This is a genomic window from Gracilibacillus saliphilus, assembly GCF_010994085.1.
GTDB classification, from domain to species: domain Bacteria; phylum Bacillota; class Bacilli; order Bacillales; family Amphibacillaceae; genus Gracilibacillus; species Gracilibacillus lacisalsi.
In genome coordinates, this window is sequence record NZ_WJEB01000007.1 from 1 (window position 1) to 14,330 (window position 14,330).

At 33.7% G+C, this 14,330-nt stretch carries 20 protein-coding genes and 2 riboswitches; of the genes, 1 reads left to right on the top strand and 19 read right to left on the bottom strand.

From position 1 onward, the window contains the following. Positions 1-66: 66 nt before the first annotated feature. Positions 67-172: riboswitch (SAM riboswitch) on the bottom strand. Positions 173-253: 81 nt separating this feature from the next. Further along, a riboswitch (SAM riboswitch) is annotated at positions 254-368 on the bottom strand. Between the two features lie 196 nt (positions 369-564). Continuing rightward, positions 565-1,170 carry an esterase/lipase family protein gene (locus GHT08_RS08765; protein WP_163581053.1) on the top strand — a complete coding sequence of 202 codons (606 nt, stop codon included), beginning with the start codon at positions 565-567 and terminating at the stop codon, positions 1,168-1,170. 75 nt (positions 1,171-1,245) lie between these two features. Here GHT08_RS08765 and GHT08_RS08770 read toward each other — a convergent pair whose 3' ends face one another. From GHT08_RS08770 to GHT08_RS08860, 19 genes are all read right to left on the bottom strand, one after another. Next, positions 1,246-1,788, bottom strand: a complete 543-nt coding sequence (locus GHT08_RS08770) for a GNAT family N-acetyltransferase (protein ID WP_163581054.1) — start codon at positions 1,786-1,788, stop codon at positions 1,246-1,248. A gap of 118 nt (positions 1,789-1,906) precedes the next feature. Continuing rightward, positions 1,907-2,629 (bottom strand): pentapeptide repeat-containing protein, encoded by a 723-nt coding sequence (locus tag GHT08_RS08775; RefSeq protein WP_202882526.1) that lies wholly within the window; start codon positions 2,627-2,629, stop codon positions 1,907-1,909. Then, positions 2,629-2,976 carry a PadR family transcriptional regulator gene (locus GHT08_RS08780; protein ID WP_163581056.1) on the bottom strand — a complete coding sequence of 116 codons (348 nt, stop codon included), beginning with the start codon at positions 2,974-2,976 and terminating at the stop codon, positions 2,629-2,631. The genes GHT08_RS08775 and GHT08_RS08780 overlap by 1 nt, the downstream gene beginning before the upstream one ends. Positions 2,977-3,076: 100 nt before the next feature. Next, positions 3,077-3,841, bottom strand: coding sequence for an ABC transporter permease (locus tag GHT08_RS08785; RefSeq protein WP_163581057.1), 765 nt, complete (start codon positions 3,839-3,841; stop codon positions 3,077-3,079). Beyond that, on the bottom strand, positions 3,841-4,782 hold the full coding sequence (locus GHT08_RS08790; RefSeq protein ID WP_163581058.1) for an ATP-binding cassette domain-containing protein: 942 nt from the start codon (positions 4,780-4,782) through the stop codon (positions 3,841-3,843). Before GHT08_RS08790 ends, GHT08_RS08785 begins: the two co-directional genes overlap by 1 nt. 577 nt (positions 4,783-5,359) lie before the next feature. After that, on the bottom strand, positions 5,360-5,800 hold the full coding sequence (locus GHT08_RS08795; RefSeq protein ID WP_163581059.1) for an NUDIX hydrolase: 441 nt from the start codon (positions 5,798-5,800) through the stop codon (positions 5,360-5,362). A 94-nt stretch (positions 5,801-5,894) separates the two neighbouring features. Then, positions 5,895-6,449 carry a histidine phosphatase family protein gene (locus GHT08_RS08800; protein WP_163581060.1) on the bottom strand — a complete coding sequence of 185 codons (555 nt, stop codon included), beginning with the start codon at positions 6,447-6,449 and terminating at the stop codon, positions 5,895-5,897. A gap of 21 nt (positions 6,450-6,470) precedes the next feature. After that, complete coding sequence (locus GHT08_RS22585; protein ID WP_163581090.1) at positions 6,471-6,551, bottom strand: 3-oxoacyl-[acyl-carrier-protein] synthase III C-terminal domain-containing protein; 81 nt, start codon at positions 6,549-6,551, stop codon at positions 6,471-6,473. Between the two features lie 216 nt (positions 6,552-6,767). Beyond that, positions 6,768-7,313 (bottom strand): hypothetical protein, encoded by a 546-nt coding sequence (locus tag GHT08_RS08810; RefSeq protein WP_163581061.1) that lies wholly within the window; start codon positions 7,311-7,313, stop codon positions 6,768-6,770. Between the two features lie 13 nt (positions 7,314-7,326). Further along, the gene (locus GHT08_RS08815) at positions 7,327-8,295 is read right to left on the bottom strand and encodes an STM3941 family protein (protein WP_163581062.1); all 969 of its coding nucleotides are present in this window, start codon (positions 8,293-8,295) and stop codon (positions 7,327-7,329) included. Positions 8,296-8,345: 50 nt separating this feature from the next. Beyond that, positions 8,346-9,005 (bottom strand): DUF443 family protein, encoded by a 660-nt coding sequence (locus tag GHT08_RS08820; protein ID WP_163581063.1) that lies wholly within the window; start codon positions 9,003-9,005, stop codon positions 8,346-8,348. A 190-nt stretch (positions 9,006-9,195) separates the two neighbouring features. Next, positions 9,196-9,525 carry a hypothetical protein gene (locus GHT08_RS08825; protein ID WP_163581064.1) on the bottom strand — a complete coding sequence of 110 codons (330 nt, stop codon included), beginning with the start codon at positions 9,523-9,525 and terminating at the stop codon, positions 9,196-9,198. A gap of 237 nt (positions 9,526-9,762) precedes the next feature. Continuing rightward, positions 9,763-10,452, bottom strand: coding sequence for a hypothetical protein (locus tag GHT08_RS08830; RefSeq protein WP_163581065.1), 690 nt, complete (start codon positions 10,450-10,452; stop codon positions 9,763-9,765). Between the two features lie 29 nt (positions 10,453-10,481). Next, entirely contained in the window at positions 10,482-10,925 is a 444-nt protein-coding gene (locus GHT08_RS08835; RefSeq protein WP_163581066.1) for a DUF5085 family protein, read from the bottom strand. Next, entirely contained in the window at positions 10,922-11,383 is a 462-nt protein-coding gene (locus tag GHT08_RS08840) for a DUF5085 family protein (RefSeq protein WP_163581067.1), read from the bottom strand. The genes GHT08_RS08835 and GHT08_RS08840 overlap by 4 nt, the downstream gene beginning before the upstream one ends. A gap of 2 nt (positions 11,384-11,385) precedes the next feature. Beyond that, complete coding sequence (locus tag GHT08_RS08845) at positions 11,386-12,159, bottom strand: hypothetical protein (protein WP_163581068.1); 774 nt, start codon at positions 12,157-12,159, stop codon at positions 11,386-11,388. 17 nt (positions 12,160-12,176) lie between these two features. After that, positions 12,177-13,589: a T7SS effector LXG polymorphic toxin gene (locus tag GHT08_RS08850; RefSeq protein WP_163581069.1), complete on the bottom strand. Its 1,413-nt coding sequence runs from the start codon at positions 13,587-13,589 to the stop codon at positions 12,177-12,179. A 15-nt stretch (positions 13,590-13,604) separates the two neighbouring features. Next, entirely contained in the window at positions 13,605-13,913 is a 309-nt protein-coding gene (locus GHT08_RS08855) for a TIGR04197 family type VII secretion effector (RefSeq protein WP_163581070.1), read from the bottom strand. Continuing rightward, a complete protein-coding gene (locus GHT08_RS08860; protein ID WP_163581071.1) occupies positions 13,914-14,330 on the bottom strand; it encodes a YwqH-like family protein in 417 nt (138 codons plus the stop codon).

Sequence of the window (14,330 nt, forward strand, 5' to 3'; positions counted from 1 at the left end):
TGCAAATTTTATACTTTCCTTACAAATAAAAAAGCCCTCTTCGATAAAAAGAGGACTCTACTACTCTTCTTATCTCTCAGGAATACTCCTGTTGGAATTAGCACCTTTTAAGCGATCGCTTAATGGTTGCCGGGTTTCATTGGGCCAGTCCCTCCACCTCTCTTGATAAGCTTATAGATATATTGTTTGCGATTCTTATAATAAAAAAATCTCTCTATATCGAGATAGAGAGATACATTACGTAACGATGAATCTCTTATCTCTTCTAAGTGAAAACACTCAGACGGAATTGGCACCTATATTAAGTAAAACACTTAATGGTTGCCGAGGCTTCTTTGGGCCAGTCCCTCCACCTCTCTTGATAAGACAAGATTAATGTTCAGTTTTCATATCCTAGTAATACACTGTACTTTACATGCTTTTGTTGGAATTGTCAATATATTTCGACAATTAAAGGAAAGTAATTACGTAAATATTCAATCGCTTTTAAAAATAGGAAATATTATACAAACAATATCAATCCTGTGGTAAAATAATCCATATAATATACTAAAGGAGGATTACATGAAATCTATCAAACTATCGTTTATTGGCTTACTGTTACTTGTATTACTTTTTAGTGTTCCTACTAGCACAATGGCACAAGAAGAATCTGGCATTGACTTTGACAAGCCTGTTGTTCTCGTACATGGTATAGGTGGTGCACCGTACAATTTCTATAGTATCGAAAGAAAATTAAGAAGTATTGGGTACGACAGATCTGATTTGCATGCGATAAACTTCAGAGACAAAACAGGCAATAATTATCGAAATTCTCGTCAACTCAGAGATTATATTGATGATGTACTTAGTGATTATGATGTTGATGAAGTAAATATTATTGCTCATAGTATGGGTGGTGCTAATACTTTACGTTATCTAACTCGCTTAGGTGGTGTGGATAAAGTCGATAAAGTAATTACACTTGGAGGTGCTAATCGCTTAGGGGAAACATCAGTCCCATCCGGGGTTGACTTCACTTCTATCTACAGCAGTTCAGATTCTATCGTATCTATCAGTTTGTCAAGAATTAGTGGTGCTGATAATATTCATGTTTCAGGCGTATCACACCTTCGTCTTTTAACGAGTAGCAGAGTACAAGATCTCATTGTTGAAAGTTTAGGAAATTAATATTATTCACTATCTAGAAGCCGTTTGGTGTTTTTCCGCCAAACGACTTCTTATATTCTATTATTTATTGCTATACTATTTGAGCCATTCTTCCGCTAATGTTCCATAAACAACATGATCCGTATAGTGATCATATAACCACTCAACACTTCTAATACGTCCTTCTTCCACAAATCCAAGTCGTTTAGGTATATCTCTACTTTTTTGATTATGGATGGCCGCTCTAATCTCTACTTTGTTAAGTTTTAGTTCCATAAAAGCATAATCTGTTAGCGTTTTAGCTACCCTTGTCATGATCCCGCTCCCTTGATACTCAACCCCTAACCAATAGCCGATATATGCAATTTTATTGGTCCAATCAATACTATTAAAACCAGCAACCCCGACAATCTCCCCATTATATAAAATAACTGTAGTAAGGTTCTTATTGTCAGCATAGCCTTTCAAACTGGATTGAATGAACTCCCTTGTATCCTCTACTTTTACTGTTGCATCAACCCAAGGTAGCCACTCTCGTAAATAGTTCCTTGAATTTTCGGTTAGATCAAATATCCTTTCTGCATCTCTTTGGTCAATTAGTTTCAGAGACAAATTCTCGTCTATTTTACAAACAAACATGTCAATCCCCCCCAATTGGTAAATTGAAAACATTTTACCAGAATGCGAGGATGAATGCTAGCATTATTTGTAAATCCCTCCCTACAAAAAAAAGAGCCCGTATAGGCTCTAAAATGTATTAAATTATTGTGACATTCGTTAAATCTGCTTTGGTTCTATTCAATGTGGCATAGGTAACTTTATCCACTGTTGCTCCGTCGAAATTCGCTTTATGGCAATAGTATGCATATTTAAAAGATACATTTCTAAACACAGTATTTTTAAAGTTTGTGCCTTTAAGCCCGCTTTGGAAAAAATTAGTACCATTGAATGTATGATTCTCGAAATTAAGATCAGATAAATTGGAATAGCTTAAATCTGTTTCATCTAAAACAGTCTTTTTAAAACTTGTTTTTGATAAATCTGTCTTCGATAAATTGGCTCCCGTCAGATTGGCATGGTCAAAAATAACATTTCTAAGGTCACAAGAGGCAAACTTAGCTTTAGATAAATTAGCTCCTGTAAAATCTGAACCTCTTATATCACTTTTGCTAAACTCAGATCCTTGTAAATTAACTTCTTTAAAATCAGAGGTTCTCAGGTCCATTTTCGTAAAATCCATTTTCTTTTGTTCTACCTGCTCCTCTTCTGTACCTTCTGAAAATTCTTCCACCATTTCACTTACATCACCAATCGAGTTAACCGTCATTTTAAAAGCGGTATCTTCGTCATATCCTTGTTCTATGAAGTCATTTAATTTTTCCTGTAAATTGTTGTTTAACTCTTCCTTCAACTCCCCAACAGAATGGGTATTTTCATATGGCAACAATATGCCGTCAACATATCTTTCTATTTTATTCATCAATTTTCATTTCCACCTTTCGCTAATAATTGATCTAAAATCCGTTTGGATGCTTCCCAGTTGCTTTTATTTTCGTAATAATTATCTTTTCCTTTTTCCGTAATCTTGTAATATTTACGTCTGCCACCTTGGGTTTCATCTCCCCAATAGGATACGATACTGCCATCCTTCTCCAGACGCTTCAGACTTGAGTACATGGTTGCCTCTTTCAGCTCATACTCTCCATCTGAATATTCTGCTATTAATTTCGTTATTTCATATCCATATTTATCTCCACTCATTAGTAAGTTCAAAATAATTGTATCTGCATGCCCTCTAAGTAAATCAGAGGAAACTTTGTTTTTCATGAACGATACACCTCCTATATACCATCATACATTACTTTGAGCTTCATTGTATTGTTATAGCTGTTATAAATTTCCCCAAAGGAGGTATTACATAACGTGATTAGGATGTTTTTCTTTTAAAAACCTGAACAGAAGCTATATAGATGACAATCAACAATCCAAATAACCATAGTAACGAAATCCAAACATGGTTACCGACAGGTTCACTCAGCAACAGGCTTCGTATAGCTTCTAGAACGGATGTCATTGGTTGATTATCTGCAAATACGCGAATCCATTTCGGCATAGAATCCGTTGGAACAAAAGCCGAGCTGATAAAAATCAAAAGTAGTACCAAGTAACCATAAGACGCTGCACCTTCTACCGTCTTTGCCATTAAAGCTGACAATACAGACATCCAGGAAATGACCAAGGTAAACAGAACGACTAATCCAATTACTGATAACCATTCACCTACATTCGCTCCCGGACGAAACCCCATTAAAAAGGCACTAGCAATAACCAAAGCGGTTGAAAGAGAATTAAATACGACCGATGTCCATACATAACCAGATAATAAAGAAGATTTAGCTATAGGCATGGAACGAAACCTGTCAATAATTCCTTTATGAATATCATCACTTAATCGAACAGAAGTATACGTACCTCCTGTAGCAATTGTCATCATAATAATGGCAGGAACTAAATAGTTCACATAATTTTCATAACCCGTTTCGATTGCTCCCCCAAATATATAGACAAAGACAAACATAATCATGATCGGCATCGCGATTGTGGTTATCATGGTATCCATACTTCTAAAGGAAAGTCGCATGCTTCGTCCGATCATCACTTTCATATCACTGAAGTTATTCGTTATCTCCATTAGGCACCCTCCTTTTCACCAATAATAGTAAGAAATACATCCTCTAATGTCGGCTGCTTTTGTGTTAATTGCGATACCGAAATGCCTGCTTGTTCTAAACGATTTAACATATTTGTCATTTGCTTAATGCTTCCATCCATAGTTATAACCAATTTTCGATTTTCTAGGTGAATAGTTGGATGAAAGTCATGCAATACATCAAATGCTGCTCTAACTTCTCTTTCTTGATTAAACCCTAATTCGATATGACCTTCTGGTAATAGTTTTTTTAGATCTTGTGATGTACCTTCCGCCACTATTTCTCCCTGATTCAGAATAGCAATGTAATCAGCAAGATGATCTGCTTCCTCTAAATATTGTGTTGTTAGAAATACGGTGGTCCCTGCTTCAGCTAATTCCTTAATCATTTGCCATAAGGATAACCTGCTTTGTGGATCCAATCCTGTGGTTGGTTCATCTAGAAAAATGACTGACGGATTTCCTAACAAACTCATCGCAAGGTCCAGTCGACGTCGCATGCCTCCTGAGTATGTGGAAACATGCTTATCAGCAGCATCAAGTAATTGAACTCTATCAAGTAACTTGTCAGCCTCTTTGTTTGCCTTCGGCAAATGACGAAGTTTTCCAATCATCCGGATGTTCTCCCTACCTGTTAATCCCTCATCTACCGCGGCATATTGACCTGTCAAACTGATCACTCCACGAACTTTTTCTGGCTCCTTCATTACATTAAATCCATTGATTACAGCAGAACCACTATCTGCATTAAGAAGCGTTGAAAGTATTTTAATTGTCGTTGTTTTTCCAGCACCATTGGAACCCAATAAAGCAAAAATACTTCCCTTCTCTACAGAAAAATTGATATTTTTTAATACTTTATGGCCTTTATACGACTTCTGAAGATTTCGAACTGCAATCACTTTCTCCTTCGTTTCAACCATAATGGCATTCTCCTTGTCTATTATTTTTGGATGGTATCTCTGTCATCCACAAATACAATATAAATCATATTACTATGATTGTAAAGGTAATATTAAAATAATAATACTCTTTCCGTAATTAAACTATATTATCCAATTATTAAATTATCTCGAATTCAAGATAAAAACCTAAATGGTATGACACAAAAAGAAGCGCTATCGAGTATTTTTGACGGATTAGATAACAATGAGAAAAACGGAATGATGGAATAATTATAAAAATTTAGAAGTGTGACTTCCATCAGTGGGGATTTTACGAATGATGAGTAGCCTGATATTTTTTTGCATTTCATTAGGAAAACCGAGGTCAACAGTTATTCTTAATGGAAGTAGGTGTTACTAAGAAGAACAAATATGTTGGACCTTGGATAAAAGGAGGGGAAGCAGATATCCCGGGAAGCGGTGCACTTATCCAAGGAAGAGAACTACCTGGTGCTTGGATAAATCCCTTTCTCCCTGGGATAATTCATATGGAAGTAGCCATTTATATTTTCAGGTTATTAGGTGAACGTTATGATTTGTCGCTTTTTCTTCAAACTTAATTAGTCCACCCGTACAGATCAAATGGCTGACCATCTTGATAATTTTCAATTGCTTGTTGAGCATAAGGAATGATATTTTCCGGCAGATTGTTGAGTGGATACCATGCTAACTCATCACATTTGTCAGGCTCTTTATTAATAATATCTCCTGTCCACTTCTTAGCTGTCAAAAAGAAATCAATCCGCTCCTCTTCTGCCCTACGATGCATAACTCCAACGATGTTCAAGTCTTTTTTGGATATAGTAATGCCAGCCTCTTCTAATGCTTCTCTTTGAGCAGCAGTAATCACATCTTCTCCTCCATCGACATGACCAGCTAAGACACTATAGTTGCCATCTTCATATCCTGTGTTATATCGTCTAAGTAACAGAATCTGATCATCTTTTAATAGAAAAATATGTACTGCAGCAATTACTTTGAATCTATCTTTTACCATGATTGATCACCTCTTCTTTAGAATACCATGAATCATTTGCAATTTCAGGAAATTTGGAGGTGGTTAACTAAATAGATTTTCACTTTTCTTTTTATTAGTAATACGTCGTACAATGCCAGTGTTTGCTATTTGTTTTTCTTTTACCTTTCCACCCCATCTTTAATAGTTCTTTTGCAATCAACATATTAAAAAAGCCATGCCCAATCAAGGCAACAGAATCATATGTTTCAGGATATTCTATTAATAATTGTGCAGCTTTTCGGGCTCGCTTTTTTGCATAAGTTATCGACTCACAACCTTTTGCATTTCCGAAAAACCACAAACACCTTAGTAAAAATGCCCAGATACTTGAGGGTAACTTTACCCCTCTAAGAGAGGAGCTAGGCAATTCTGTTTCACGAAAAATTCGATTGGATACAAAGTCAAGGCTGGGATGCAATAGCTTTGCAGACTGAATCGACCTTTGTAAATCACTTGTCAAAATCAAATTGGCTGTCCGTACTTTCTCCAGTGTCTCCAAAGGATAGAAATCCTCTTTCAAAACGCCACTATTATCATAACTGCTCACCCAATCATTAAATTCTTCAGCCGTTAACCAACGATTAGTTGTGAATTCCGATTTGCCATGTCTAATTAATGAAATATCCATACACCTACTCCTCTTCACTGGCTACAGTGTCCACTCTATCAGCAACCCAGCATATGTTAAGCCTCCGCCAAAACCATATAATAAGACTTTATCGCCTTTCATAATCAACTCATCACTTGTATCAACGATCTTCTCTAAAATAATTGGTCAATCTTCGTTCTTGTATAGATGAACCTATTGCTGTAATTCGAGCTTTGGAATTTGCCATCACTTTTCATGTTTGTTTCCATTTTAACACTTAATCTTAGGATCTGGTGCTAATTTAATACAAAAAAATACCATTTCGTTTTTGAAATGGATTTTTAATGCTTCGTATTCTTAATCATTCTGATCGGATAGTTGAGAGCTTTTCTTATACAAGGCAACTCTTTCTTTAGGAAGTCTTTGCATGAAAGCTATAAATAATATGAATGAAAATTGAGCAAAAGTTAATAAAACAAAAGAAGAAGTGACTAAAAATAAGAAAATTAATATTAGGAAGATTATCAAGGAAATAACCGCGATCCATATGTCTTGCTTAATCAATTTTCTTCCTCTCCGCATATAATCTTCTATCATGGTTTGAGTTAGATATATTTCTCTTATTTCTTTAGGTATCATTTTCTTATAGACTAAACTCCCTAAAATAATACCTACTAAAATAACGGCAATTACTACTATTGTCTTTCCTAAACTGGAAAATGTATAACTAATTTCTTGCAAGCTTCTCATAAATGCTAGAATTGCGAAAAAACTAATCCAGTAACCCGTTTGGTTCATATCACTACTATGATCAATTCTATACGTATAGTTGGTATGTATATCAACATAAATGGTATATTTGTGTGCCCTTTTATTTTCCGTGTAAATAGGAATTAATTTCAAATGGATCATTCCTTTATGATTGATTTTTTCTTTTCTTTATTCGTCGATAAACTGCTCTTATCAACAAATAAAGGATACCAAATGGAGCTAGAAATAAACTAAAGATATAAACTAAGAATTGAAATAAGTAATTTGATTGCTCTATATACAGGGAAAGATGTGTCTGTTTTTTCATTTTAAATTCGTATCTAAACCCGAATATTACATCGTAAATAACTTTTGCAAAAGGATAAATGAAGAAGGATATTATTGAAAGGTACATCCAAGAGCTTCCATCCTTATCGAAGGAAAATAGGATAGTCAAACCAAGCGCCCAAAGTGCACTCTGACCATACTTTTTTAAGAAGTATTTACGATTAACTTGACTATACTCTTTTCTTTCTTCATGATATACAGCTAGTTGATCAGACAGTTTTTTGCTCTCATCATGATACTTGTATAATCTTTCTCCAGACACTGCAATTTCTTCTTCTTCAAAAGCACGTCGATCTAATTCGTCTACCAATATATCTCTATCTTTTCGTTTCACTTGTCCCCAGACAATAGTGAATGGATGAGACTTCATTGATTTTTTTACTTTACTTAAAAGTTTCGTGTTATCATACATACAAGCAAGGTATTTTTCTTCATCATATAAATTTATATTGATATATCTATATAAATTTACTTCTTGAATTTCATATTCTTTAATATCTACCCATTTGACTGCAATTGGTTTCTTTGATCGCGAATTAAGAATTAATTCTTCGTCGCTTAAAATAAGAAGTGGTTTCGATTCCTTTAATATTTTTATAATCCGATAAAGTAAAAAAGTAAATAATCCTACCAGAAACAGACCTATTAAACCTAAAAAAAGATCTTCATATTTAAAAGCTGCCCAACAAATCATAGATCCAAATACAACAAAAGTAAGACTGATAAACATGATGAAAATGCTGTTTATTAAAGAGTTATAAAAATATAGTGTATTTTTAGATTTCATCAGTGGCTCCTTAACATTGTTATTATTCACATCTTCTATTTTACTATCATTTAATCTTGTAACATAAAATCTCCATCAAATTTCACATTGGCACTAGGTTCTAATACTGTCGTTCCATTCGCTAAAGATACAGCTATGAAAAATGTAGTAGCACAGATTAAAGGTACCAAATGTCCTTCCTGAATAAATACTATAAAAAATAAAACACTTATTCCCAGACTAACAATGTAATAAAAAAAACTTTGCAAAAAATGCTTAAATGACGTTGGTCTTATCCAAATACACCTTTTTGATAATTTGTCTTGGTTAAAGACACGATAAAGCTTTTGTTTATTTCTATTGCTAAAATAGAACCGTAGTAACAATACTAAAGCGATCACCACAACTGAAAGAATAATATTAAACATCAACGTACTCTCTAGCTCCAAATAATCTGTCAAAGGATTTAAAAAGTTGTTTGCTATAGTTACTGATAAAAGACCTAAAATAATTGGACCAATTTTTTTATCAGTAGGCTCATTTTGTAAAATAGACAATTTTTCATCAATTTCCTCTTCAACTTGATAAACCGTATTAGGTGTGAGCCATGTTAAAAACGGAAATAAGATTTTCCATATTGACTGGTTCATGTCCAAAGTGTAGGTGTTTCCTTCGGTCTTCAGAATTCTAAATCTTGGATTATTTCTTACTCTTTGGACTTCACATTTCATAAATCATCAACTCCAATTCGTGCTATTTCTTCATAAATATATCTACTAACCTTTTAGCATTAACCATATAAACTATCTCAATAAAAAAAAGGAAATACTATATTTTCCATCTCAGATATTTTGAATTCTACTTTCTCCATTTGCTTTTGGGGATAAGCTTCACTTGATTTTTCACCTTGGAATTGCAGATTTAGTTATTATTATAAAACCCCTTCCTTTTTAAATAATTCTCTTTTGTTTTAGGAAAAACTTTTGTATAGATAAGAGTAAATATCCAGGTAGTTAATCCTGTAGGAATTAGAGCAATAAAGGCAAGTGGATAAACAAAAATACCGCCGATTATTAAATATAGGATAGCAATATACATAATAGAAATTATTAATAGAAACATATATGACATCTTAATGAATGGATATAAATTCAAATTTGAACCTGATTGTTTTGAAATTTTAATACGTTCTTTATCTTTTTTTATTTCTTGTATAGCAACCCAGAATGGATACAATAAAAAATTCTTCATTGCTTCACTCCCTCGACACTTCCATAAATGTATGGTGCAGAATTAATTCACCTTTCAATTCAAAACATTTAAAGATAACTTCTTTTTATATGATGATGAAAGAAAATATCATCGCTATTTGAATTGATTTACATTTGCTTCTCGCTTTATAGTTCACCTACTAATGTATAACCACACTTAACAGCACACTTAAAAGAAGGCAAAGAAACAAGATCATCTGCTTCTTTGCCCTTCCTTCTATTCATCTAGTTCCAAATCATAGTTATCTAATCTTAAGTCAATATTTTCTTCCGTTAATTCCATAAATATACCTTCATCTTCCGGATCAACATCTAATAAGAAAGGAACAGCACTGTCTTTCTCTATAATACCCATATATTCCTCATCTAGTGTGACTGGCATTCCTTCGAAAATATAGTCTCCATTTTGATTCCCTAAAGTTAATTCAAAATAGATACTTTGAATAGGGGCGCGTAATCGATTTACACCAAAGAAAAGTATAGAAGTACTGCCATCTTCGTTATAAACAATATCATTTGGAAACACACTAAAATCATTAGGAATACCTGCTTTTGGATCTGCTTTAATTATTTCATTTAGCTGACTATACATCTCATTATTTTCAATAGTTACGCCTGCTTCTTCATCTGCTTTTTGTACCTGTAGTTTTAAATCCGGTACATCACCTGATGTTGCTTGACCGGCTGTACCAACTCTCGTTTCACTTTGCGAGTCATCTGCTTCTTCATTATTTTCTACTTCCTCATCTGTTGTATCCACTTCACTTGCTGCATCTGTTTCTTCTTCACTCGATGTCTCTTCGGTCTCATCATCAGTGCTCACCTCTTCTGTTACCTCTTCGTCGTTAGAATTACTGCATCCAGCTATCATCATAGCTAGTGCTAAAAATATTAATAATTTCTTCATTTTAAAAATTAGACTCCCATTCTCTAAGTTTAAACTCCTACACTCATTTCTGCGTATGTCTTCCCAGAATGAGTTGTCTTATATTCTACAAATACTGGTGTTCTTTGTGGTAAATTGTTTTGATTGATATACTCCATTAATTCCCAAAACTTAACTTGAGATTGTTCATTAAAATCATCAGTTATGCGTGTCATAATCATCGGACCTATACTTAAATAACTGTGAAATTTTATTTCTTCTTGTTCTTGAATAGTAAATTTATCTTCCCATATGGGTAAAAATATTTCTGCACTCATGATTTCGCTTGTGGGGTCACTTAATATGGAAAAAAGGATCCTACCATCAGGATGATAATTATTTTCTTCGAGTATAGATTGGAAATCCTTTACAGCTAATTCTATTTCATCTGGGTAAAAACGATAATATTTAGAAGCTACATTACGATGTGCAATACGATGATTTTGTACAATCATGATAACTCTTCTCCTTGATCTTTTAGTGGAACATATAAATCTATCATATAATCATCGAATACTTCTAATAGTACACAATAAAAAGTGTCGGTTATTGCTATATCATTTTCTTTCGCATACTGTTGTATTCTTTCAAATGCAGCATGGAAATCTTTTTCTTCATCAGCTTGTCTTAATACTAATGCTTCACGTAGATTAAATCGCTCTTGAAATCCAAATTCCGTTTCCTCTGTGAATTTAACAGGATTATTTATCGGGAGATAGTAGGTAAAATGACCAAATTTATTTTCTCCTTGCTCAGGCTCTACCGAAAAAAAAGTTGGACCACTCTGATAAATACCTTCTGCTAATATGACATCTTCCATCTTATGAAACCCTTCTTGCCAATCCTTTCTTAATTGTGTTGTTTGATAGGTAATGACATTTTCAAATAGTAATGATCGTTTTTCTATATTCATTCTTAACCCACCTTTTCACCTGATCCCATTGGATAAATATTTCCCTCTTTGTTGAAATTAAAGCTTTTGAATCTCTTTTTACAATAGAGTATGACTAATTGTTCGGGGAGTACGAACAACATTGTAAAAAATATTATAAGACCCAGAGTCCCCATGAATATGGAATCAAACTCTATTGAACGAAGGTTTTTTGAAATGAACTGAATCAAATAGAATATACCGAGACCTCCCACTACAGCATAAGGAACAAGTGATTTTTTTTCAAAATACATTCTATTTTTATCTTTCTTTGAGCCTTTTCTATATTCTCCTTGCTTCAATAAACGATAAAATCGCACGAATGTCATTATGAATATTAAACATCCTAAAGTAAAAGTAATTAAAGTAGCGAATAATAATGATCTTGTAGAAGCATTACTATGTCCTAAAGTAAATAAGGTAATTAAATAAGAATAAACGCCAAATAAATTTTGAGAGACTACAATACTCACGAAATATTGGAACTTCTCCATTTTTTTATATACTGTAGGGACAGAAAAAATTGCGGACATAATAATAATTAGTATCGTTATCGTTAAATGAATAAACAAGATACTATTCTGATAAGGATAATTTGAATCATAACCTAGTACAACATAAACTAAAAAAAACATTAATGCCTGAAGAAAAATACCTAGAATCAACATACCACTGAATGACTGAGGACTTTGACGCCCAGACTCTAGAGAGCCCCTTAAAACACCAAAGTCTTCTTCTCTTAAATTATCCAAAAACAATTATATTCCTCCTCAAATTAACTAAACCAACCTGTTATTTTATGAAAACCATCTTTAACTCTATCCATAACTGATTTTCCACTTTTACCAAATCCTCTATTTAATAATCCATTAGCTAAGATCCCAAATCCTGCACCTACAAGTGTTCCTACTCCAGGTATAGGAATAAATGCAGTCCCTGCAGCAGTAAATGCTAACTGTACAGATCCTCCCACTACTGTGTCAATAGTTGTATCTACTGCTGCACGACCAACTGCTTTTCCACCTGTTAAACCGTCTGCCTTAGCATCGTTATAATTAGAGTAAGCAGTTAATCCCGCCGTAAAGATACCACCTGCTTTCGTAGCACCTTTTATTAATCCATTGTTAAGTATACCATTAGGATTCAAGTCCTTAATACTATCTAAAGCCCCAGCACCTGCAGCTTTACCAACATTCTTCCACTTCACAGCAGTTGTTGCTTTATCATTATAAGCCATCATTGCTCGATTATTATTTATAACATCTTTACCAACCGAAGAATAAACTTGATTTCCTTGGCTATTATGATAATAATTAAGTGGTGCTTTTGCAGTCCCTGATTTACCACTTTGCTGCAAAGCACGATTTGCATGTTTATCAGGCTCTACACCTAACGAACGTAAAGCATCTTCTGTTGCATTTATACGATAAACTTTTTTTCCATTTTTCATATACTCAGTTACACTCAAACCATTGTCTTTTGCTGCTTTAGCAATGGTCCAACTAGAAACAGATCCTGTTATAGCAGGCAATACTCCATTACCTAAACCTTTAATATTTTCTGCACTTTTCTTGAAATTATGGTCACTAAACCTACTCTCACCTTCAACAGAGCTTACTTTTGCTAACGCCTTTTCTATACGTTCAATTAATGCCTTAGTACGAGAATCATTATAACTCCCTTCTCGAGTAAAAGAAGTTAGATTACTATCAAGGTTATCTATTGTCTTGAATACTTCCTTCTTATCATTAGTTATATCATAAAAAGCAGGAGATGATGCACTAGTAATATCAGATACACCATCGATAGTCCTTTGCACTGTTGTATGAATACTATCTAATTTTCGATAATCTAAATCAATTTGATTGTCTAGATCATCTAGATAATTACTTTGAACAATTGCTGTTTCACTTGAATCAACATTTGAATTAAATGTATCAATATGGTCATTTAAGTTGTTAAGTAGATCATTATATAATTCTTCAAAAGCTAGGAGTACGCTTTCCTTATGAAAATTCCAAAAGTAATTTTTAGCATTTTTAGCTGCTTTCCCAGAGAAGGATTCCATCTCATCAATTTGCTGTATGTTCTGAATAACATTTTCAATACTTGCCTTAATATGAGAAGACGTAGTTTTAAAATCATTTCTAAAATCAATAACCTCTGCTATATCTACTTTATTTGTCAATTAAATCCCTCCTTACTAGCGTAGTGGCTCAGGTGCTTTAGAAATTGTAGGCTCAGGTTGATTAGCAAGCTTCTCATCTGTTTCGCGCATTTCCTCACCAATACCTTGCATGGTGATGATGTCACTTTCTAAAAGACTAGCATATCTCTCCAACACTTCCATTGCTTTTATCGTATTCTCAAGGTCATCTACTAAAGGACTGATATTGGTTTTATCAAACGTCCAATTTTTCTTAATATTGCTTTCCAAATCAGATGCAGATGTTTTGAGTTTAGAAATATTAGATCGAAAAACGTTTATATTTATACTAACTTCACTACTCATTTATCTCTCCCTTTCTGCAACACTAATTTGATAATCAAGTGAGCTAAGAGTATTTTGGAGGTTACCAAGTCCAGAAATGTAGTTAGCCTTAGTAGATTCATACCTACTAATATCCTCGTCAATTGTTTCTTTAGCTTCCTTTACTTTAGTAATATAGTTTTTCACGCTGGACTTATATGTTTCATATCGATCATCAAATTTATCTTTTTCTTGTCCCTGCCATCTACTATTTTCAATATTTAACGATGTTATCGAACTTTTAATGGAACCTAATTCTGTTATATTACTTGATAATGTACTTGATGCTCTTTGTAATCGGGTGATTTTATCCTCTAAAGCGGAAATATTCGTTTTAGCATTAGAAATCCCTTGTACAACATTAGACCTTTGTGCCCGTAACTGGCTTAACGAACTCAT

Bases quoted from the DNA above. Each gene is read 5' to 3' on its own strand.
- GHT08_RS08820 (WP_163581063.1), bottom strand. From the start codon at position 9,005: ATGAAATGTGAAGTCCAAAGAGTAAGAAATAATCCAAGATTTAGAATT.
- GHT08_RS08775 (WP_202882526.1), bottom strand. From the start codon at position 2,629: ATGAATAAAATAGAAAGATATGTTGACGGCATATTGTTGCCATATGAA.
- GHT08_RS08800 (WP_163581060.1), bottom strand. From the start codon at position 6,449: ATGGATATTTCATTAATTAGACATGGCAAATCGGAATTCACAACTAAT.
- GHT08_RS08795 (WP_163581059.1), bottom strand. From the start codon at position 5,800: ATGGTAAAAGATAGATTCAAAGTAATTGCTGCAGTACATATTTTTCTA.
- GHT08_RS08790 (WP_163581058.1), bottom strand. From the start codon at position 4,782: ATGGTTGAAACGAAGGAGAAAGTGATTGCAGTTCGAAATCTTCAGAAG.
- GHT08_RS08770 (WP_163581054.1), bottom strand. From the start codon at position 1,788: ATGTTTGTTTGTAAAATAGACGAGAATTTGTCTCTGAAACTAATTGAC.
- GHT08_RS22585 (WP_163581090.1), bottom strand. From the start codon at position 6,551: ATGAAAGGCGATAAAGTCTTATTATATGGTTTTGGCGGAGGCTTAACA.
- GHT08_RS08830 (WP_163581065.1), bottom strand. From the start codon at position 10,452: ATGAAGAAATTATTAATATTTTTAGCACTAGCTATGATGATAGCTGGA.
- GHT08_RS08780 (WP_163581056.1), bottom strand. From the start codon at position 2,976: ATGAAAAACAAAGTTTCCTCTGATTTACTTAGAGGGCATGCAGATACA.
- GHT08_RS08835 (WP_163581066.1), bottom strand. From the start codon at position 10,925: ATGATTGTACAAAATCATCGTATTGCACATCGTAATGTAGCTTCTAAA.
- GHT08_RS08860 (WP_163581071.1), bottom strand. From the start codon at position 14,330: ATGAGTTCGTTAAGCCAGTTACGGGCACAAAGGTCTAATGTTGTACAA.
- GHT08_RS08785 (WP_163581057.1), bottom strand. From the start codon at position 3,841: ATGGAGATAACGAATAACTTCAGTGATATGAAAGTGATGATCGGACGA.
- GHT08_RS08840 (WP_163581067.1), bottom strand. From the start codon at position 11,383: ATGAATATAGAAAAACGATCATTACTATTTGAAAATGTCATTACCTAT.
- GHT08_RS08765 (WP_163581053.1), top strand. From the start codon at position 565: ATGAAATCTATCAAACTATCGTTTATTGGCTTACTGTTACTTGTATTA.
- GHT08_RS08815 (WP_163581062.1), bottom strand. From the start codon at position 8,295: ATGAAATCTAAAAATACACTATATTTTTATAACTCTTTAATAAACAGC.
- GHT08_RS08855 (WP_163581070.1), bottom strand. From the start codon at position 13,913: ATGAGTAGTGAAGTTAGTATAAATATAAACGTTTTTCGATCTAATATT.
- GHT08_RS08825 (WP_163581064.1), bottom strand. From the start codon at position 9,525: ATGAAGAATTTTTTATTGTATCCATTCTGGGTTGCTATACAAGAAATA.